Genomic DNA, 18,266 nt, shown 5'->3' with positions numbered 1-18,266 from the left:
ACACCGATGCGTTGCCTGTCCCACCGGTGCTGCGTCCGCAGAGCGGCGACGTGCTCCGCGAGACCGAGATCGCCGTGTCACCCACCTGGGTGCGGCTGCACGCACAGCTGCCGCCGACCCTGATGTGGGGGTACAACGGCACCGTGCCGGGGCCGACCATCGAGGTGCGGCGCGGGGAGCGGATCAGGATCGCCTGGACCAACCGCATTCCCAGGGGAAGCGAATACCCGGTCACCGCCGTGGAGGTCGGCCCGGTGAAGCAGGGCGAGCCTGCCCCGCACAACCGGCCCGGACGCGACGGTGTCGAGCCGAACGCGGATGTCGCCGCCCTGCCCGCCTGGACGGTCACTCATCTGCACGGCGCACAGACCGGCGGCGGCAACGACGGCTGGGCGGACAACGCTGTCGGCTTCGGCGACGCGCAGCTGTCGGAGTACCCGAACGACCATCAGGCCGCCCAGTGGTGGTATCACGACCACGCCATGAACATCACGCGGTGGAATGTGTACGCCGGGCTCGTCGGCACGTATCTGATCAGGGACGACGAGGAGGACGCGCTCGGTCTGCCGTCCGGCGACCGGGAGGTGCCGCTGATCCTCGCCGACCGCAACCTGGACACCGACGAGGACGGCCGGCTCAACGGGCGGCTGCTGCACAAGACGACGGTGGTCGTCGAGGCCGATCCGGAGACCGGAAAGGCGGTGTCCATCCCGTTCCTCGGCCCGTACACGACGGTCAATGGCCGCATCTGGCCGCACCTCGATGTGGACGACGCGTGGTACCGCTTCCGGCTCGTCAACGCGTCCAATGCCCGGATCTACGATCTGGTGCTGGTCGACGACGAGAACAACCCGGTCCCGGGCGTGATCCGGCAGATCGGCAGCGACGGCGGGCTGTTGCCGCGGCCGGTGCCGGTCGACTTCGACGGGGTGCTGCCGCAGCTGACGATCGCCCCGGCCGAGCGGATGGATCTGCTGATCGACTTCTCGGCGCTGGCGGGCCGCCGGGTCCGCCTGGTCAACCGGGGCAGGCTCGCGGCAGGGGTGCCCGACCCGGCGGCGAGTGTGCCGTTCCCGCAGGTGATGGAGTTCCGGGTACGGGGGACGGGGCAGCGGGACGGTTTCGAGCTGCCCGAGGTGCTGTCCGGTTCCTTCCGGCGGTACGAGCACGGGCAGGTCGAGCACGGGCACCGGCTCGTCGTGCTGACGGCGCCGGGCACGGTCGGGGGCGGCGGCCACCCGGAGATCTGGGAGATGGCGGAGGTCGAGGACGCCGCCGATGTGCGGGTGCCGTCGGACGGTGTCATCCAGGTGCGGGGCGAGGACGGCACGGTGCGCACGTACCGGCGGATCTCGCGGACCTTCAACGACGGGCTCGGGTTCACGGTCGGCGAGAGCACGTACGAGCAGTGGTCGTTCCTCAATCTGGGCGCCCCGACGCATCCGATGCACATCCATCTGGCGGACTTCCAGGTGATGGGCCGGGAGGCGTACACGCTGGACGGCTTCGATCCGGCGGTCGGCGGAACCCGCTCCCCCGTGGCGTTCGACCACGGCACCAAGATCCCGACGGCGCCGAACGAGCTGGGCTGGAAGGATGTCTTCCGGGTGCCTCAGGGGCAGTTGGTGAAGGTGCTCGGAAAGTTCGACGGGGCGTACGGGCGGTTCATGTACCACTGCCATCTGCTGGAGCACGAGGACATGGGCATGATGCGGCCGTTCGTCGTGATGCCGCCCGAGGCGATGAAGTTCGACCACGGCGCCGGGCACGGTGGCCACCACGGGCACAGCGGCTGACCCGGCTCATCCGGCTGATCCGGCTTTGTCGGCGGCCCCCGCGGGATCGTTCCGCGGGGGCCGCCGTATGTCTCAGGCCTCGTGGACCCGCCTTCCGCCCACGTACGTCTGAAGGACGCGGGTCTCGCCGATCTCCTCGGGCGGGCCCGCGTACGGGTCGCGGTCCAGGACCACCAGGTCGGCGAGGGCTCCGGGACGGATGCTTCCGGTGTCGTCCAGATGGTTCACATACGCCGAGCCCGCCGTGTACGCGGCGATGGCGGCGGTCAGGGAGATGCGCTGCTCCGGGAGGAAGACCGGCCCCTCGCCCTCGGGGGTGACCCGGTTGACGGCGGTGTGGATGCCGTGCAGCGGATCGGCGCTGCTGACCGGCCAGTCGCTGCCCGCCGCGACGGTCGCGCCGGAGCGCAGCAGGGCGCCGAACGGGTACTGCAGTGCGGCGCGTTCGTCGCCGAGGAAGGGGATGGTCAGCTCGTCCATCTGCGGTTCGTGGGCGGCCCAGAGCGGCTGGATGTTGGCTGTCGCGCCGAGTTCGCGGAACCGGGGGATGTCGTCGGGGTGGACGATCTGGAGGTGGGCGAGGTGGGGCCGGGTGTCGGTGCGGCCGTTGGCGGCGCGGGCCGCTTCGACGGCGTCGAGCGCCTCGCGCACGGCGCGGTCGCCGAGCGCGTGGAAGTGGACCTGGAAGCCGAGGGCGTCCAGCTCGGTGACGTGGCGGCGCAGCTCGACGGGGTCGACGAAGCTGGTGCCGCGGTTGGCGGTGGCGCAGCCGCAGCCGTCGAGGTAGGGGGCGAGCAGGGCGGCGGTACCGGTTTCGGCGACCCCGTCCTGCATGATCTTCACCGAGCCGGCCCGGAAGCGTCCGGCGTTCAACTCATCCCGCCTCGCGACGAGTTCCGGAATCTGTTCGGCGCCGCGTTCGCGGTCCCACCAGAGGGCGCCGACGACCCGTGCGGTCAGCGAGCCGTCGCGGGCGGCGGTCAGATAGGCGTCGGCCGGGTCGTCCATGGAGCCGAAGTCGCCGATGATGGCGTCCTGCCAGGCGGTGATCCCGTAGGAGTGGAGCAGCCGTTGGGCGCGGAGCAGGGCGGCCAGCCGGTCGGCCGGGGTGGTGCGGGGGGCGTGGCGGGCGACCAGGTCCATGGCGCCCTCCTGGAGGAGGCCGGTGGGTTCGCCGCGGTCGTCGCGTTCGATGCGGCCGTCGGCCGGGTCCGGGGTGTCCCGGGTGATGCCGGCGAGCGTCAGGGCGCGGGTGTTGACCCAGGCGCCGTGGTGGTCGCGGTTGACCAGGTAGGCGGGGCGGTCGGGAAGTACGGTGTCGAGCTGCTCCCTGGTGGGGGCGCCGCCGTCGAAGGCGTCCATGGACCAGCCGCCGCCGGTGATCCACTCCCGGTCGGGGTGGGTGTCGGCGTAGGCCCGGACGGCGGCGACGGTGTCCGCTGCCGTGTGGGTGTCGGTGAGGTTGCACTGGGCGAGTTCCAGGCCGGCGGTGACCGGGTGGATGTGGGCGTCCTGGAAGCCGGGGACGAGGAGCCGGCCTGCGAGGTCGACGACTTCGGTCCCCGGGCCGGTCAGTTCGCGTACCTCGTCGTGACCGACGGCGGTGATGCGGCCGCCGGTGACGGCGACGGTGGTGGCGCGGCTGCGGGCCGCGTCCATGGTGAGGACGGGGCCGCCGGTGAGGACGAGATCGGCGGGGGTGCGGTGCATGGGTGGTTCCGTTTCCTTGAGGGTGGCGCGTGTTCCTTGAGGGTGTGACGTGCGGTCAGGCCGGGCCGGGCACGGTTTCGCGTCCGGCTCCGTCGGTGAGGTCGGGGGCGGCGGACCGGCCGGTGACGAAGTACGGGGATTTCCTTGCCCACTTGGCCCAGGCTGCCGCACCGACGCCGGACAGCAGCATGACGGCCGGGCAGAAGAGCATGAACCAGCCGTTGTCGGGGCTGATCTCGAAGTGGTCGGCGGAGGTGTAGAAGGTCCAGCAGAGATAGCCGCCGAGGCCCAGCAGGACGACGGCGCTCGCCACGGGGAGCACCACGGCGCGCAATGCCTCGGACGGGCTCTCGCGCAGTGCGCCGCGGAAGCGCGCGGCGGCGGCCAGCGCGGTGAGCGCGTAGTAGATCGCGACGACGACCCCGATCGCGTTGACGGAGGCCAGGATGAGGTCGCCGACCTTCGGGATGACGAGCGAGACGACGGCGATGGCGGCGGCGACACAGCCGACCGCGACGGTCCCGGCCGCCGGAGTGCCGTACCGCGGGCTGACCTTGGTCCAGAGAGGGCCGAGCGTGCGGTCGCGGCCCATCGCGAACATGCCCCGCACGGTGGGGATCACGCCCGACTGGAGGGAGGCGACGGCGGAGAAGGTGAGGGCGATCAGCGGAAGTACGGCGAGCGGCTGATCGGCGAGCCGGTCGCCGAAGTAGGTGAGGCCCTGGGCGCCGTGTCCGGTCAACTCGTCGAGCGAGAGGACGCGTTGGAAGGCGAAGGAGCCGAGCAGGAAGAGGCCGAGCATGGTGAAGAGGGTGATGAGTCCGGCCCGGGAGGCGTCCTGCGGGTCGCGGATCTCTTCGGTGACGCTGAACGACGATTCGAAGCCCCAGTAGCAGAAGACCGAGATCAGAAGACCCTCGGCGAGCTGCTGTCCGGAGGGGATGGTGAACGGGTTGATCCAGTCCAGGCTGAACGGGTGCGGGCCGGCGACGAGTCCGTACCCGCAGAAGCCGAGCAGGACGACGTACTCGAAGACGAGGAGGTATTTCTGCAGGTTGGCGGCGGATCGGATGCCGGTGATCGCGGTGAAGGTGACGGCGATCAGGACGACGATGCCCAGCGCGGTCGACTGGGCGGTGGAGTCCGGGTCGAGGTGGAGCCCGGCGAGGGTGTGCAGGCCTGTCTCGCCCGCGAGTTGGAGCAGGGCGGAGCCGGTCACGGTCGTGGTGTAGGCGAGGAAGACAACCGTGGAGACGATGCCGATCCAGCCGACGAGGAAGCCGAGCCAGGGGTTGAGGGAGCGGCCGACCCAGACATAGCCGCTGCCCATGTTCGGCTCGACCTTGTTGAGCCGGGAGTACGCGCCGGCGATACCCAGGATGGGCAGGAACGCGAGCAGCATGATGATCGGCAGATGCAGGCCGACGGCGCCCGCGGTCACGCCGAGCCCGATACCGATGCTGGTGGTGGCGGCCGTGGAGGATGCGGCGATGACGACGCCGTCCACGACACCGAGGCTCTTCTTCAGCGCCGCCGGTGCCGGTGGGTCACTGCCGTAGGGGGTGGGTGAGTCCGTCACGGTGGCTCCTTCGCCGAGGGACGCTTTTCGGCCCCGATGGCGGCACATCGAACTCTCCGGCGGGTTCACACGTCAACGCTGTTGTCATAAGGTGCCGCCATGAACGCGAGCGAGCGGGTGGTGCCGGAGGGCGCGCGGCGCCGCAGGCGTCCCACCAAGCAGGGCACGGTGCTGTCCGAGCAGCTGATCGTGGAGACGACGCTGCGGCTGATCGGCGAGCACGGGGCGGCAGCGCTCACCGTGCGCCGGCTCGGTGCGGCTCTCGGCTGCGATCCGAGCGCGCTCTACCGGTACTTCCGGGACACGGACGAACTACTGCTGGCGGTCGCCGACGAGTTGATCGGCCGTACGTTGCGCAACTGGCGGCCGACGGGTGACTGGCGGGCCGATCTGCGCGCCCTCGGCCTGCGGATGCACGCGGGCTATCTGGCGCATCCTCAGGCGGCGACACTGACCTGTACCCGGGTGACCGGCCGTACACATGAGATCCGGTCGGTGGAGGCGATTCTCGGGGTGTTGCGCGGTGCGGGATTCCCGGATGCCGAGGCCGTGCGGATCTACCACGTCTTCGTCGACCAGACGCTGTCGTTCGCGGCGCTGGACGCGTCCACGCTGGTGCTGTCGGAGCAGGCCCGTGCGCAGGAGGTGCGGACCTGGCCTCAGACGTACGCCCGGCTTCCGGCCGAGACCCATCCGAACATCGCGGCGACCGCGGGGGCGCTGGTCGCGGAGATGGACCGCAGCGGGTATCCGGCGGCGCTGGAGATGGTGCTGGCCGCGGCCGCGGCCAGGCTGCAGCACGTACGTACGACGGCGCCGTAGGGACGAAACAGGGGTACGCGCGACAGTGCCGCGGTACGGACCTCAGGGCGCGAGCACGTCCAGCTCGTGCAGGGCGCCCACCGCGATCTCCTTCGTCAGCCGTTCCGCCGCCACCGCGTCGCCCTCGCGCACCGCTTCGGCGAGCCGGACGTGGAGGGTGACCGCGGCCGGGTCGGGGTCCTCGAACATCACCTGGTGGTGGGTGCGGCCCGCCAGGACCTCGGCGACAACGTCACCGAGCCGCGCGAACATCTCGTTGCCGGAGGAGTTGAGCACGATCCGGTGGAACGCGATGTCGTGCTCCAGATAGCCCTCCAGCTGCTGGCCGCGCGAGGTGGCGACCATGCCGAGCGCGCACTCGGTGAGGGCCGCGCACTGCTCCGGGGTGGCGTTACGGGCGGCGAGGCCGGCCGCGACCGGTTCGATCGCCGAACGCAGCACGGTCAGGGAGCGCAGCTGGCGCGGGCGGTCGGCGCCGGCCAGCCGCCACCGGATGACCTGCGGATCGTAGACATTCCACGCCTCGGTCGGCTGCACGGTCACACCGACCCGGCGCCGGGACTCGACCAGGTGCATGGATTCGAGGACGCGGACCACTTCGCGTACGACCGTGCGCGAGACGTCGAAGCGCTGGGCCAGCTCGTCGGTACGCAGTACCTGTCCCGGCCGGTGCTCCCCCGCGGCGATCTCCAGACCCAGGGTGTCCAGCACATGTGTATGCAGCCCAGGGCCCTGTGTGGTCATGGGCACAGCCTACGGGGCACCCTTCGGGAACAAAAAGTACGACGTTTATGTCACAGCATCTTGAATAAGTCGTACGTATAGGTTTCAGTAGCGCGACGGACCGATGTCGAGGAAGACGTCGAAGAAGACAGCGAGGCACCACCAATGAGCACCCCCCACGTCGTCGTGGTGATGGGCGTTGCAGGGACCGGCAAGACCACGATCGGCCCCCTGCTCGCCGCCGGACTCGGCGTTCCGTACGCCGAGGGCGATGACTTCCATCCCGCGGCGAACATCGCCAAGATGTCGGCCGGTACCCCGCTGGACGACTCCGACCGGTGGCCCTGGCTCGATGCGATCGGTCAGTGGGCGCACGGCCGGGCGGGGCTCGGCGGGGTGGTGAGCAGCTCGGCGCTCAAGCGGATCTACCGGGACCGGCTGCGGGCCGAGGCCCCCGGTGCTGTCTTCCTCCATCTGACCGGCGACCGGGCTCTGATCGAGGAGCGCATGGCGGAACGCAAGGGCCACTTCATGCCCACCGCACTGCTCGACTCGCAGTTCGCCACCCTGCAGCCGCTGCAGGAGGACGAGGCCGGAGTCTCGGTCGATGTGTCCGGCACCCCCGAAGAAATCACCCAGCGAGCCGTCGCCGCGTTGCGCCGGCTCGATAGCTAAGGATCACCACCGTGACCAGTCTCAGCGTCGAGATGCTGGCAGCGGATGCCGTCGAACCGATCACTTCGGCAGGCAACGCGCAGTTGGGCATCGCAGTCCTGGCGGGCATCGCAGTCATCGTTCTGCTCATCACCAAGTTCAAGATGCACGCGTTCCTCGCGCTGACCATCGGCTCGCTGGCGCTCGGCTCGTTCGCCGGCGCCGCACCGGCCAAGACGATCGCCAGCTTCACCGCCGGCCTCGGCTCGACCGTCGCGGGTGTCGGTGTCCTCATCGCGCTCGGCGCCATTCTGGGCAAGCTGCTCGCCGACTCCGGCGGCGCGGACCAGATCGTCGACACCATCCTGGCCAAGGCGAGCGGGCGGACCATGCCGTGGGCGATGGTCCTGATCGCCTCGATCATCGGTCTGCCGCTGTTCTTCGAGGTCGGGATCGTGCTGATGATCCCGGTGGTGCTGCTCGTCGCCAAGCGCGGCAACTACTCCCTGATGCGGATCGGTATCCCGGCGCTGGCCGGACTCTCCGTGATGCACGGACTGATTCCGCCGCACCCCGGCCCGCTGGTGGCGATCGACGCCCTCGGCGCCAACCTCGGTGTCACGCTCGCGCTGGGTGTGCTGGTCGCGATCCCGACCGTGATCATCGCGGGGCCGGTCTTCTCCCGCTACGCCGCGCGCTGGGTGGACATCAAGGCTCCGGAGAAGATGATTCCGCAGCGTCCTTCGGAGGAGCTGGACCGTCGTCCGAGCTTCAGCGCCACCCTGGCGACGATTCTGCTGCCCGTCGTGCTGATGCTGGTCAAGGCATTGGTCGACATCGTCGTGGACGACCCGGAGCAGGGTGTCCAGCAGGTCACCGATGTGATCGGCTCGCCGCTGATCGCACTCCTCGCGGCCGTCATAGTCGGCATGTTCACGCTGGGCCGGGCAGCCGGTTTCACCAAGGGCCGGCTCGCCACCACCGTCGAGAAGTCCCTCGCCCCGATCGCGGGTGTGCTGCTGATCGTGGGTGCGGGCGGCGGTTTCAAGCAGACCCTCATCGACGCCGGTGTGGGCCAGATGATCCTCGACTTCTCCAAGGACTGGTCGATCCCGGCACTGCTGCTGGGCTGGCTGATCGCCGTAGCGATCCGGCTCGCGACCGGTTCGGCGACCGTGGCCACCATCTCGGCGGCCGGTCTGGTCGCCCCGCTGGCCGCCGACATGTCGACGTCCCACGCCGCCCTGCTGGTCCTCGCCGTCGGCGCGGGCTCGCTCTTCTTCAGCCATGTCAATGACGCCGGGTTCTGGCTGGTGAAGGAGTACTTCGGAATGAACGTCGGCCAGACGGTGAAGACCTGGTCGGTGATGGAGACCATCATCTCCGTGGTCTCGCTGGCCTTCATCCTGCTGCTGTCGCTAGTCCTCTAGCGAGCGGCCGCCCGCACGGTCTTCCCCCCACAGCGCATGCTGTGACTGTGCCCAATGGCGCTCGACCGACCCGGTGCGCATGCCACGGCGTGCCTCCGGGTCGGCGAGCGCCATTGCCATGTGCCCGGCCAGCACGATCCCGATCGCGAGCGCCAGCCAGTCGTGGACGAAGGTCGCGCTCGTGCGCCACATCAGCGGCGCGAGGCCGGTGAACCACATCAGCGCCCCGGTGCCGGTCATCACCAGCACCGCGCCCGCGATCCAGGCCGCGTACAACTTCTGCCCGGCGTTGAACTTTCCGGCCGGACGGGCCTTCGGCCGGTGGTCGCGACGGTACACGGCCCGCAGCCACTGACGGTCGTGCGGCCCGAAGCGGTTGAGCCGGGACAGGTCGGCCCGGAATGCCCGTGAGGCCAGACCGGCCAGGAACGGTACGGGGGTCAGCGCCCCGGACCACTCGTGCACGGTGACCACGAGATGGCGGCGGCCGACGAGCTCGGCGAGCTGGGGTACGTACAGACAGGCCGCACTCGCCACGCACAGCAGCAGCAGCGTCGCCGTGGTGCGGTGCACCCAGCGCTCCGCACCGCTGAAGCGCCGCACACGCTCCGCGGGGTCAGGTGGTGGGGGCGTCGTCGCGGCCGTTGGACCGGCCGACCCAGGCGTCGACGTCATAGCCGAGCTCCTCCCAGTAGCCGGGTCGTACGGAGTCGGTGACGGTGATCCCGGAGAGCCATTTCGCCGACTTGTAGAAGTACATCGGGGCCACATACAGCCGGACGGGCCCGCCGTGGGAGTGGGCCAGCGGCCGGTCCTGCATGCGCACCGCGACCAGCACATCGGCGCGGCGGGCCTGCGCGAGGGTGAGGCTCTCACTGTAGGTGCCGTCGAAGCAGGTGAAGCGGACGGCCTTCGCCCCGGGCCGTACGCCCGCCGCGTCCAGCAGCGCCGAGAGGCGTACCCCCTCGAAGGGGGTCTGGGGCACCCGCCAGCCGGTGACGCACTGGACATCGCGGACCATACGGGTCTGCGGCAGCGCCTTCAGGGCGTCCAGGGTGTACGTGGCCGGGTGGTCGACCAGCCCGTCGACGGTCAGCCGGTAGTCGTCCGCGCTCTTCTCCGGTACGGACGAGGCGACGGAGTAATAGCGGAAGCCGCCGCCGTTGGGGAGCAGGCCGGTCAGGCCGGTGGGGTCCTTGTCGGCGACCGCGCCGAGACCGGATTCCAGCGTGCGCTGCAGCACGGGCGCCGCGACGACTCCGGCGGCGCCGAGACCGAGCATGGCCAGGACGACACGGCGGCCCAGGGGCGTGCCTTCGGCGTCGGGAGGGCGACTGTTCACCCGACCATTCGAGCATCTGCGGCCGCCGGCCACCAGGGATCGCGGGCACTCGCCCACACCCAATGTCAACTCTGTTCATTCTGCGCACAGTTGACGCCACCGGCCGGGTGCGCGTCCCGGCGCCGCGCCCGACGGCACATGTCAGACTTGGCGCCATGTCGAACCGTGAACCTCTCAAGCCCTTTCTGCTCGCCTTCCCCGGACCGTTGCGCGACCAGCTGGTGGGGGCGGTGCTCGCCGGTGTGAAGGTGTCGACGACCGGGCTGCTCGCGGAGTACGAGGCCGAGAAGGAGGAGCTGCCCCCGGTGGGTGAGCGGTCCGCGCTGATCGACTCGGACGGCCGGGAGACCGCGGTGCTGGAGGTGACGGAGGTACGGGTGCTGCGCCTGGGCGACGTCGATCTTCAGCATGCGATCGACGAGGGCGAGGGCGACACCTCGGTGGCCGAATGGCGTGCGGGACACGAGAGGTTCTGGCACAGCCAGGAGATGCGGGAGGCGCTCGGCGCCCCGGGGTTCACCGTCGACGACGACACCATGGTCGTCGCCGAACGGTTCCGGGTCGTCGAGCTGCTGGACCCTGTCGTGGGCGCGGCGGAACGGTAGGCGGGTCCGGGCGGCCGGCACCGTTACGCGTCATGGCACATGTGCGCCGTGACGCACTTGGGCCGGCGGCTTGACATTCCGCGGCGCATGCGTCGGCCTGTAGGACCGTCGCATGATTCATTTCGCACCTCGACGCCACCGTGGCGGGAAGACCCTTGCCACGACGGTTGCCGCCGCCGCATTCGTCGCGTCGGTGACCGGACCGGTCGGTGGTGCCGCACCGGCAGAACGAGGCCGGTAGCATCCGCCTGCGCCGCGGACCGTAGGTGCATAGGTCACGTCAGTGGATCTTCGAGGCTCACGACATCGAAGCAGCACCTGCTCATCGCCTCGCCGACGTATGCCTCTACCGTGATGTATTTGGAGTGCACGGCCACCAGCGCCTGCACATCGGCTGAGGCATCAGGGGCGTCATGAGCGACATGTGGGTGGGCGAGAAGGTGCGCTTGCGGGGCGTCGAACCGGACGACTGGGAAGGCTTTCGCGCGCTTGCCCAGCACACCGTCGACGTTCGCAACGCGGATCTCGTCGAGCCGCCGCGCTCGGGGGAGAGTTTCCGGTCCTGGACCGCCGAGCGTGCCGGGCGTGCACCAGGAGGCGAAGCCTTCCGGCTGGTTGTCGAGACAGTAGCCGATCAGGCCTTTGCAGGATCTGTGACGGTTGGGCAGACCGACCCCCGCGCAGGACGGTTCAAGACAGGGATCGTGATCACCCGCGATCATCGCGGCAACGGTTACGCCACGGAGGCCACTGAGCTGATCCTCACCTACATGTTCGCCGAACGGCGGTACAACAAGTGCGAGGTCGAGGTCTACGCATTCAACGACGCCTCGCTCGCCCTCTACCGCAAGTTCGGCTTTGTCGAAGAAGGACGGCTCCGGCAGCACGAATTCTTCGCGGGCAGCTACCACGACGTCGTGCTGATGGGCATCACCGCCGACGAACACTGGGCCGCTCACCAATGCCCGTCAGTGCGCTGACCACAGGGCAGCCTGCCGCGACATCCGGGCCGGCCGCTCGCTGCCGGCGCCCGCCCCGGTTCAAGTGAAGCCAACTCGAATCCTCGACAAGACCGTGTGGCCCCGGCTGTGCTGAAGCCCTGCGGCGGTCCGCCACGAGCGGCACGCGTCTTTCTGACCTCGATGACGTCGAAGGAGCTGTACCCCGGGGCAGGCTGGTCAGACAGCTGCGCGTTCGGCCTGGGCCTTGGTGTGGGCCAAGCGGTAGGTTTCAGTGCCGGTCTGGATGATGGCGCCGTCGGAGGTGGGGCGGTCCACAATGGCCGCGCAGAGCCGGGGGTCGGTGAAGGTCTTGGTCCAGCCGCTGAACGATTCGTCGGAGGCGATCGCGACACTGTTCTTTTCCCCGCGTTCGGTCAGAATCTGGAACAGCAATTCCGCGCCGCGGCGGTCAAGCTCCATGTGCTGGGTCCCAGCAGAAGCCGCGCGCGTCATGGGAACTGCGCGGACCACGCTTCACCGGGGTCCGGTGAGGCTGGACTCGAGATCGCTCACGGAATGTGTGCCAGAACCCCCACCTCACGTTCAAAGCCAGTCGCGGACCTGCTCGGCCACTCCTCACCGGGAATGCACATCGGTGAGGAACAGTCAGCAGAACCAGCCGTCCTGTACCCAGCCGTGACGGTTGATGTCGCCGTAGGCGAACCCGTACGCCCAGCCACTCTGCTTGCTCTCCACCGTGAAGGTCTGTCCCTTGTAGAGGGTCCCCATCCAGGCCCCGCCGGGGTCTGTGCGCACATACAGGTCCTGGGCACATACGGTTTCGCGCCGGCCGACGGTGCCGTTGGCAGCCTCGGCAGCCGGCCCAGCGGCCATGAGCAGGCCCGCGGTCAGGGCTCCCACGGCTGCGGCTGCTCGAACGGTGCGGAGTGTGGGCATGACTAGTCCTTCCGGAGATCGGCGTGGGTATGACGTCCGGGACCGGGTTACCAGGAGCCGTAGCCGCCGAGGCATTCGTTGCGGACGTAGCCCCAGTCGCCCTTGCCGAAGTCGAAGGTGGCGGCCCAGCCGTTGTAGACGGGGTGAGCTCCGCGGGTGTGGCCGACCTTGTTGCCGTAGCCCAGGACACGGATCAGTCCGCTGGGCCCGGAGGAGCTGTCGTAGTTGGCGTAGAAGCTCGCGCTCTGACACACGATCACCGCGTGCTCGGGCGGCACTACCGCCTGCGCCGGCGCCCCCAGGGCCGGCACGGCGGCAAAAGCCGTGGCGACCAGCGCCTTGGTTACGGTCCTCATTGCTCATCCTCTCCTGTCACGTGGGAGATCCGATCTGCGAGCGGGGCTTGGTTCCTTGCGTGGGCAGTGGCGCTCTCCCCTCATACGAGGGCGCCGGTTGAGGTACGCGAACAGGATGACGCCCTGAGGTCTATGCGGGTAGACCCAAGGGGAAGAAATTTCCATGTCCATGACATTTCAGAGAGCGGCTGCGCCGGCAGCGAGAACGGCGACCATGTGGCCGGCCGAAATCTCCCCGGCCGGCCACACGTACGGATCGGCACCCTACTGGCCGACCGCCTCCGCCGCCGCCCGGCCCGCCGCCCGGCCGGAGAAGATGCAGCCGCCGAGGAAGGTCCCTTCCAGCGAGCGGTAGCCATGCATCCCGCCGCCGCCGAATCCGGCTGCCTCCCCCGCCGCGTAGACACCGGACAGGGGCGTGCCGTCCTCGGTCAGCACCCGGGAGGACAGGTCCGTTTCCAGTCCGCCGAGCGACTTGCGGGTCAGGATGTTGAGCCGTACGGCGATCAGCGGGCCGGCCTTGGGGTCGAGGATGCGGTGCGGTGGAGCCGTACGGATCAGCTTGTCGCCGAGATAGGCGCGGGCCCCGCGGATCGCGGTGATCTGGAGGTCCTTGGTGAAGGGGTTGGCGATCTCGCGGTCGCGTGCGGTGATCTCGCGGCGCAGCTCGGCCTCGTCGATCAGCGGCTCGTCGGTGAGCGCGTTCATTCCGCGGACCAGTGCGCCGAGGTCCTTCTCGACGACGAAGTCCACCCCGTGGTCCATGAACGCCTTCACCGGGGCCGGCACGTCCGCGCGGGCCCGGCCGATCACGCCGCGGATCGACTTTCCGGTCAGGTCGGGGTTCTGCTCGGAGCCGGAGAGCGCGAACTCCTTGCCGATGATCTTCCGGTCGAGGACGAACCAGGTGTAGTCGTGGCCGGATTTCATGATGTGTTCGAGGGTGCCGAGGGTGTCGAAGCCCGGGAAGAGCGGGACGGGCAGCCGCTTGCCGCGGGCGTCCAGCCAGAGCGAGGACGGTCCGGGCAGGATCCGGATGCCGTGCTTGGCCCAGATCGGGTTCCAGTTCTCGATGCCCTCGGTGTAGTGCCACATCCGGTCGCGGTTGATGTGGTGGGCGCCCGCCTCCTCGGTGATGCCGAGCATGAGTCCGTCGACATGGGCGGGGACGCCGGAGAGCATCTTCGCGGGCGGGGTGCCGAGCCGCGGGGGCCACTGCTTGCGTACGAGGTCGTGGTTGCCGCCGATGCCGCCGGAGGTGACGATCACCGCCTGGGCCTTCAGCTCGAAGGTGCCGGTGGTCACCCGGCCGCTCGCGGTGCCCCGGGCGGCCGCGCTCGGCTCCAGGACCTCGCCGGTCACCGTGTCGACTGCGCCCGCGGTGCGGCCGAGGCCGGTGACCCGGTGGCGGAACCTGAGCTGTACGAGGCCCTTGGCGACTCCCGCGCGGACCCGGCGCTCGAAGGGGGCGACGATGCCGGGGCCGGTGCCCCAGGTGATGTGGAAGCGGGGTACGGAATTGCCGTGGCCGTTCGCGTCGTAGCCGCCGCGCTCCGCCCAGCCGACGACGGGGAAGAGCCGCAGTCCCTGGGCGTGCAGCCAGGAGCGCTTCTCACCTGCCGCGAAGTCGACGTACGCCTCGGCCCACTTCCGTGGCCAGTGGTCCTCCTTGCGGTCGAAGCCCGCCGTGCCGAGCCAGTCCTGAAGGGCCAGTTCATGGCTGTCCTTGATCCGCATCCGGCGCTGCTCGGGCGAGTCGACGAGGAAGAGACCGCCGAAGGACCAGTGCGCCTGGCCGCCGATCGACTGTTCGGGCTCCTGGTCGAGCAGGATCACCGAGCGGCCCGCGTCGACCAGCTCGGCGGTGGCCACCAGACCGGCGAGTCCTGCCCCGATAACGATCACATCAGCGTCGTACGCCATGGGTTCCATCCTTGTCGGGGCGATCCGGTCACGGCCACGGTGACGGTCCGGCTCGGACGCCGGAAGTTACTCGTGCGTCAGATCCTCTGCACCGGCCGCCGCGGCGTCAACCGCCCGGTCGGCGGCACTCCGGCCGCACCCGCAGGGCGCAGGCGCTATCGTCGAAACAAATCACCCACTTCTGGCCTGACTTGAGGTAGAAGCGTGTCGGTGCTGGTCCTCGTGCTCGCCGTGAGTGCCGCCTGCTGTCTGGGGTTCGGCTTCGTCCTGCAGCAGGCCGCCGCTTCGCACGCCCCGAGGAGCGACTATCTCTCCCCCCGGCTGCTGCTGGACCTGATGCGGGTGCCGAGCTGGCTGGCCGGGATCGGGCTGATGGTCTGCGGCATGGTGCTGGGCGCCCTGGCCCTGGGCAAGGGCGAGGTGTCCGTCGTCGAACCCCTGCTCGCGACCAATCTGCTCTTCGCGATGGCCCTGTCGCGCCATCGCACCGGGCAGCGGCTCGGCCGGCAGGGCTGGTCCGGGCTCTGGCTGCTGGCCGGCGGAGTCGCCGCCTTTCTGCTGGCGGGCCAGCCGCAGGGCGGCCAGGCGGTGACCAGTCCACTGCGGCACTGGCTGGTCATCGGCGTGGTCGCGGGCACGGCTCTGCTGCTCACCACCTTCGCCAAGCGCTCGCAGTCCGGCGTCGCCCCGGCGCTGCTCGCGGTGGCCGCCGGACTGCTGTACGGACTACAGGACGCCCTCACCCGGGTCACCGGCCAGCGGCTGTCCGAAGGCGGCTGGGCGGTACTGGCGACGGCGTGGCAGCCGTACGCGGTCGCGGTGCTGGGGGTGACGGGTCTACTCCTGGTGCAGAGCGCGTTCGAGACGGGCCCGCTGCGGGTCTCGCTGCCCCCGCTGACCGCGTCCCAGCCGCTGGCCGGGATCGCCTGCGGAGTCGGCTTCCTCGGCGACCAGCTGCGTACCGACACCGGCGCACTGGCCTGGCAGGCGGCCGGTCTCGCGGCGATCGTCGTCGGGATCGTGCTGCTGGGACTGCATCCGGCGATGCCGGAGGGGCCTGTGGGCGGTCGCCGGGAGAAGAGCCTCCAGCCGAACTGAGCGGCGTCTGCCCGGTCACAGGGGGGCCGTCCGCCCCGGTGGCCTGATGCTGGATGACCGGTGGCCTGATGTTGGATGAGGGCATGACTCCTTCTGACGAGATCCTGGACATCGTCGACGAGAACGACGTGGTCGTGGGGCAGGCCCCGCGCGGTGAGGCGACCGAGCGGGGCCTTCGCCATCGCTGCGTCTTCATCGAGGCCCGGGATGCCGGGGGCCGGCTCTTCGTGCACCGCAGGACCCCCACCAAGCTGGTCTTCCCGTCCCACTACGACATGTTCGTCGGCGGGGTGGTCGGGGCAGGCGAGTCGTACGACGAGGCGGCGCTGCGGGAGGCCGAGGAGGAGCTGGGGGTCTCCGGGCTCCCCCGCCCCGAGCCGCTGTTCAAATTCCTCTACGAGAGCGCGGAGCACTCCTGGTGGAGCTACATCTACCAAGTACGGTGCGAGCTGCCGGTGAACCCGCAGGTGGAGGAGGTCGCCTGGCACACCTTTCTCACCGATGCGGAGCTGGAGCAGCGGCTCGGCGACTGGACGTGGGTGCCGGACGGCCTGGAGACGTATCACCGGCTGCGCGCCTTCCGGGCGGGCGGGGCAGCCTCCTGAGCCGGGGCTCCGATTACCTGTCGGTCTAGGGTTCACGCGTGAACGAATTCGTACAGAGTCTGCGGCTGTGGTTCGCGCCGCGGCGAATCCGCGAAGAGGGCGACACCCCCGACTACCGGTTCTCGCTCGCCAATGAGCGGACCTTCCTCGCCTGGATCCGGACGGCTCTCGCACTGATCGGCGGTGGTTTCGCGGTCGATCAGTTCCTCCCGGAGCTGGCGTGGGGCATCCGTGCGGGTCTGGCGCTGGCACTGCTCGCGGCCGGTGTGCTGTGTGCGCTGCGGGCGATCAATCACTGGGTGCGGTGCGAGCGGGCGATGCGGCGCGGGGAGGACCTGCCGGTCTCCCGGTTCCCGACGCTGCTCGGTCTCGCGGTCGCCGTCGTCGCCGTGGCGATGGTGGTGGTGGTCCTCTTCGGCTGGGAGGGCCGGTGACGGCCGACGGGCGCGACCCCGGGCTGCAGCCCGAGCGGACGAGGCTGGCGTGGCGGCGTACGACCCTGTCCTGCACGGTGGTGGCGCTGCTGGCGGTCAAGCAGGCGCTGCACAGCGGGGCGGGCCCGGCCGCGATCGTCGCCGTGGCACTGAGCGCGCTGGCCTGGCTGGGTTTCCTGCTTGTGGCGCACCGGCGGGTGCTCGGGATGGGGACCGCGCGGCCGCAGCCGCTCTCGGCGCGCGGCGCGCTGACCGCGGGGGCGTGCACGGTCGCGCTCGCGGTGTTCGCCGCGGCCATGCTGTTCTGAGGCCCGGCACGGGGCAGCCCTCAGACCTCCGGGGTGTCCCAGGGGACGGTGACGACGATCTTTCCGCGGGTGCGTCCCTGCTCGTTGAGCCGGTAGGCGTCCGCCGCCTGTTCCAGGGGGAAGACCCGGTCAACGTGGACGGTGACGATGCCCTGCTCGGCCAGTTCGGCCAGGTGGGCGAGATCCTTGGCGTCCGGGCGTACGAAGGCGTAGTGGCCGCCGTACGAGAAGACCTCGCCGTCCGCGATGGAGGCCAGCCGGCCCCCGGGCTTCAGCACATCGGCGGAGACCCGGAGCGCCTCCCCGCCGACGGTGTCGAACGCGGCGTCGATCCCGTCCGGGGCCAGTGCCCGCAGCCGGTCGGCGAGGCCGTCCCCGTAGGCCACCGGCTCCCCGCCGAGCTGCCGCACATGGTCGTGGTTGGGTTCGCTCGCGGTGCCGATGACGCGGGCGCCCGCGTGCCGGGCGAGCTGGACGGCGAGCGAGCCCACGCCGCCCGCCGCCGCGTGGACGAGGACCGTCTCGCCGTCCTGGATCCTCAGAGTGCGGTGGAGTACCTGGTACGCGGTGAGGCCGGCCAGCGGCAGGCCCGCGGCCTCCTCGAAGCTCAGGCTCAGCGGCTTGCGGGCGAGGGTGCGCACGGGTGCGGCGACATATTCGGCGAACGTACCGCGGCAGAGAAAGTCCTCCCGCACATAGCCGATGACCTCGTCGCCGACCGTGAATTCGTCGACGGCGACACCGGGCTGCACCACGACGCCGGACACGTCCCAGCCGGGGATCACCGGGAACACGGCCTCCAGACCGGCGTCGAGGTAGCCCTCGCGGGCCTTCCAGTCGACCGGGTTGACCGCCGCGGCCCGCACCTTCACCAGGACGGTGTCGGGGCCGACCTTGGGGTCGGGGCGTTCCCCGTACTCCAGGGCGTCGGCCCCGCCGTAGCTGCTGTAGCTGATCGCCTTCATGTACCGACCCTCGGTGCG

Annotated in this window: 19 protein-coding genes and 1 pseudogene; 10 read left to right on the top strand and 10 right to left on the bottom strand. The window is 70.1% G+C overall.

Annotated elements, in window-relative coordinates; genetic code table 11:
- Positions 1–11 precede the first annotated feature (11 nt).
- Entirely contained in the window at positions 12–1,796 is a 1,785-nt protein-coding gene (gene phsA, locus ACGFU7_RS13160) for an O-aminophenol oxidase PhsA (RefSeq protein WP_393695169.1), read from the top strand.
- Between the two features lie 72 nt (positions 1,797–1,868).
- On the opposite strand, the gene ACGFU7_RS13155 is transcribed toward phsA, so the two are convergent.
- Together ACGFU7_RS13155 and ACGFU7_RS13150 are read right to left on the bottom strand one after the other, a co-directional pair.
- Entirely contained in the window at positions 1,869–3,506 is a 1,638-nt protein-coding gene (locus tag ACGFU7_RS13155) for an amidohydrolase (RefSeq protein WP_393695167.1), read from the bottom strand.
- Positions 3,507–3,561: 55 nt separating this feature from the next.
- The gene (locus tag ACGFU7_RS13150) at positions 3,562–5,085 is read right to left on the bottom strand and encodes an APC family permease (RefSeq protein WP_393695166.1); all 1,524 of its coding nucleotides are present in this window, start codon (positions 5,083–5,085) and stop codon (positions 3,562–3,564) included.
- Between the two features lie 99 nt (positions 5,086–5,184).
- On the opposite strand from ACGFU7_RS13150, the gene ACGFU7_RS13145 reads away from it, so the two are divergent.
- Positions 5,185–5,907 (top strand): TetR/AcrR family transcriptional regulator, encoded by a 723-nt coding sequence (locus ACGFU7_RS13145; RefSeq protein WP_393695164.1) that lies wholly within the window; start codon positions 5,185–5,187, stop codon positions 5,905–5,907.
- Between the two features lie 42 nt (positions 5,908–5,949).
- Here ACGFU7_RS13145 and ACGFU7_RS13140 read toward each other — a convergent pair whose 3' ends face one another.
- Complete coding sequence (locus ACGFU7_RS13140; protein WP_393695162.1) at positions 5,950–6,651, bottom strand: FadR/GntR family transcriptional regulator; 702 nt, start codon at positions 6,649–6,651, stop codon at positions 5,950–5,952.
- Positions 6,652–6,795: 144 nt separating this feature from the next.
- Here ACGFU7_RS13140 and ACGFU7_RS13135 point away from each other — a divergent pair, with 144 nt between their 5' ends.
- Both ACGFU7_RS13135 and ACGFU7_RS13130 read left to right on the top strand, forming a co-directional pair.
- Positions 6,796–7,305: a gluconokinase gene (locus tag ACGFU7_RS13135; RefSeq protein ID WP_393695160.1), complete on the top strand. Its 510-nt coding sequence runs from the start codon at positions 6,796–6,798 to the stop codon at positions 7,303–7,305.
- 11 nt (positions 7,306–7,316) lie between these two features.
- On the top strand, positions 7,317–8,714 hold the full coding sequence (locus tag ACGFU7_RS13130; protein WP_393695158.1) for a GntP family permease: 1,398 nt from the start codon (positions 7,317–7,319) through the stop codon (positions 8,712–8,714).
- On the opposite strand, the gene ACGFU7_RS13125 is transcribed toward ACGFU7_RS13130, so the two are convergent.
- A complete protein-coding gene (locus ACGFU7_RS13125) occupies positions 8,703–9,389 on the bottom strand; it encodes a cytochrome b/b6 domain-containing protein (protein WP_393695157.1) in 687 nt (228 codons plus the stop codon). The two genes, ACGFU7_RS13130 and ACGFU7_RS13125, sit on opposite strands and share 12 nt — an antisense overlap.
- Positions 9,331–9,996 carry a molybdopterin-dependent oxidoreductase gene (locus ACGFU7_RS13120; protein WP_393695607.1) on the bottom strand — a complete coding sequence of 222 codons (666 nt, stop codon included), beginning with the start codon at positions 9,994–9,996 and terminating at the stop codon, positions 9,331–9,333. The genes ACGFU7_RS13125 and ACGFU7_RS13120 overlap by 59 nt, the downstream gene beginning before the upstream one ends.
- Before the next feature lie 215 nt (positions 9,997–10,211).
- Between ACGFU7_RS13120 and ACGFU7_RS13115 the strand changes: the two genes are divergently transcribed.
- A complete protein-coding gene (locus tag ACGFU7_RS13115; RefSeq protein ID WP_393695155.1) occupies positions 10,212–10,661 on the top strand; it encodes an ASCH domain-containing protein in 450 nt (149 codons plus the stop codon).
- 413 nt (positions 10,662–11,074) lie between these two features.
- Positions 11,075–11,641 carry a GNAT family N-acetyltransferase gene (locus ACGFU7_RS13110; RefSeq protein ID WP_393695153.1) on the top strand — a complete coding sequence of 189 codons (567 nt, stop codon included), beginning with the start codon at positions 11,075–11,077 and terminating at the stop codon, positions 11,639–11,641.
- Positions 11,642–11,839: 198 nt separating this feature from the next.
- Here ACGFU7_RS13110 and ACGFU7_RS13105 read toward each other — a convergent pair.
- The 4 genes and pseudogenes from ACGFU7_RS13105 to ACGFU7_RS13090 form a co-directional block, all read right to left on the bottom strand.
- Positions 11,840–12,085, bottom strand: a pseudogene (locus ACGFU7_RS13105) (ATP-binding protein); the annotation flags it as partial.
- Positions 12,086–12,268: 183 nt separating this feature from the next.
- Positions 12,269–12,559: a hypothetical protein gene (locus ACGFU7_RS13100; RefSeq protein WP_393695151.1), complete on the bottom strand. Its 291-nt coding sequence runs from the start codon at positions 12,557–12,559 to the stop codon at positions 12,269–12,271.
- A 47-nt stretch (positions 12,560–12,606) separates the two neighbouring features.
- Entirely contained in the window at positions 12,607–12,915 is a 309-nt protein-coding gene (locus ACGFU7_RS13095) for a hypothetical protein (RefSeq protein ID WP_393695149.1), read from the bottom strand.
- 264 nt (positions 12,916–13,179) lie between these two features.
- Positions 13,180–14,838 carry an FAD-binding dehydrogenase gene (locus ACGFU7_RS13090; protein ID WP_393695147.1) on the bottom strand — a complete coding sequence of 553 codons (1,659 nt, stop codon included), beginning with the start codon at positions 14,836–14,838 and terminating at the stop codon, positions 13,180–13,182.
- Positions 14,839–15,042: 204 nt separating this feature from the next.
- Between ACGFU7_RS13090 and ACGFU7_RS13085 the strand changes: the two genes are divergently transcribed.
- The 4 genes from ACGFU7_RS13085 to ACGFU7_RS13070 all read left to right on the top strand — a co-directional run bounded on the left by ACGFU7_RS13085 (position 15,043) and on the right by ACGFU7_RS13070 (position 17,283).
- Complete coding sequence (locus ACGFU7_RS13085) at positions 15,043–15,936, top strand: DMT family transporter (protein ID WP_393695145.1); 894 nt, start codon at positions 15,043–15,045, stop codon at positions 15,934–15,936.
- 83 nt (positions 15,937–16,019) lie between these two features.
- A complete protein-coding gene (locus ACGFU7_RS13080) occupies positions 16,020–16,541 on the top strand; it encodes an NUDIX domain-containing protein (RefSeq protein ID WP_393695143.1) in 522 nt (173 codons plus the stop codon).
- 38 nt (positions 16,542–16,579) lie between these two features.
- Positions 16,580–16,975, top strand: coding sequence for a YidH family protein (locus tag ACGFU7_RS13075; RefSeq protein WP_393695141.1), 396 nt, complete (start codon positions 16,580–16,582; stop codon positions 16,973–16,975).
- The gene (locus ACGFU7_RS13070) at positions 16,972–17,283 is read left to right on the top strand and encodes a DUF202 domain-containing protein (protein WP_393695139.1); all 312 of its coding nucleotides are present in this window, start codon (positions 16,972–16,974) and stop codon (positions 17,281–17,283) included. The genes ACGFU7_RS13075 and ACGFU7_RS13070 overlap by 4 nt, the downstream gene beginning before the upstream one ends.
- A 20-nt stretch (positions 17,284–17,303) precedes the next feature.
- Here ACGFU7_RS13070 and ACGFU7_RS13065 read toward each other — a convergent pair whose 3' ends face one another.
- Complete coding sequence (locus ACGFU7_RS13065; RefSeq protein ID WP_393695137.1) at positions 17,304–18,248, bottom strand: NADP-dependent oxidoreductase; 945 nt, start codon at positions 18,246–18,248, stop codon at positions 17,304–17,306.
- Between the last annotated feature and the right edge of the window lie 18 nt (positions 18,249–18,266).

This window comes from Streptomyces sp. NPDC048473 (assembly GCF_043200155.1).
Lineage (GTDB): Bacteria > Actinomycetota > Actinomycetes > Streptomycetales > Streptomycetaceae > Streptomyces.
The sequence above is the reverse complement of the archived record's forward strand: the minus strand, read 5'-3'. Positions and strand labels throughout refer to the sequence as shown.

Bases quoted from the DNA above. Each gene is read 5' to 3' on its own strand.
- ACGFU7_RS13155 (WP_393695167.1), bottom strand. From the start codon at position 3,506: ATGCACCGCACCCCCGCCGATCTCGTCCTCACCGGCGGCCCCGTCCTC.
- ACGFU7_RS13145 (WP_393695164.1), top strand. From the start codon at position 5,185: ATGAACGCGAGCGAGCGGGTGGTGCCGGAGGGCGCGCGGCGCCGCAGG.
- ACGFU7_RS13140 (WP_393695162.1), bottom strand. From the start codon at position 6,651: ATGACCACACAGGGCCCTGGGCTGCATACACATGTGCTGGACACCCTG.
- ACGFU7_RS13135 (WP_393695160.1), top strand. From the start codon at position 6,796: ATGAGCACCCCCCACGTCGTCGTGGTGATGGGCGTTGCAGGGACCGGC.
- ACGFU7_RS13125 (WP_393695157.1), bottom strand. From the start codon at position 9,389: ATGACGTCGACGCCTGGGTCGGCCGGTCCAACGGCCGCGACGACGCCC.
- ACGFU7_RS13120 (WP_393695607.1), bottom strand. From the start codon at position 9,996: ATGCTCGGTCTCGGCGCCGCCGGAGTCGTCGCGGCGCCCGTGCTGCAG.
- ACGFU7_RS13115 (WP_393695155.1), top strand. From the start codon at position 10,212: ATGTCGAACCGTGAACCTCTCAAGCCCTTTCTGCTCGCCTTCCCCGGA.
- ACGFU7_RS13110 (WP_393695153.1), top strand. From the start codon at position 11,075: ATGAGCGACATGTGGGTGGGCGAGAAGGTGCGCTTGCGGGGCGTCGAA.
- ACGFU7_RS13100 (WP_393695151.1), bottom strand. From the start codon at position 12,559: ATGCCCACACTCCGCACCGTTCGAGCAGCCGCAGCCGTGGGAGCCCTG.
- ACGFU7_RS13095 (WP_393695149.1), bottom strand. From the start codon at position 12,915: ATGAGGACCGTAACCAAGGCGCTGGTCGCCACGGCTTTTGCCGCCGTG.
- ACGFU7_RS13090 (WP_393695147.1), bottom strand. From the start codon at position 14,838: ATGGCGTACGACGCTGATGTGATCGTTATCGGGGCAGGACTCGCCGGT.
- ACGFU7_RS13080 (WP_393695143.1), top strand. From the start codon at position 16,020: ATGACTCCTTCTGACGAGATCCTGGACATCGTCGACGAGAACGACGTG.
- ACGFU7_RS13065 (WP_393695137.1), bottom strand. From the start codon at position 18,248: ATGAAGGCGATCAGCTACAGCAGCTACGGCGGGGCCGACGCCCTGGAG.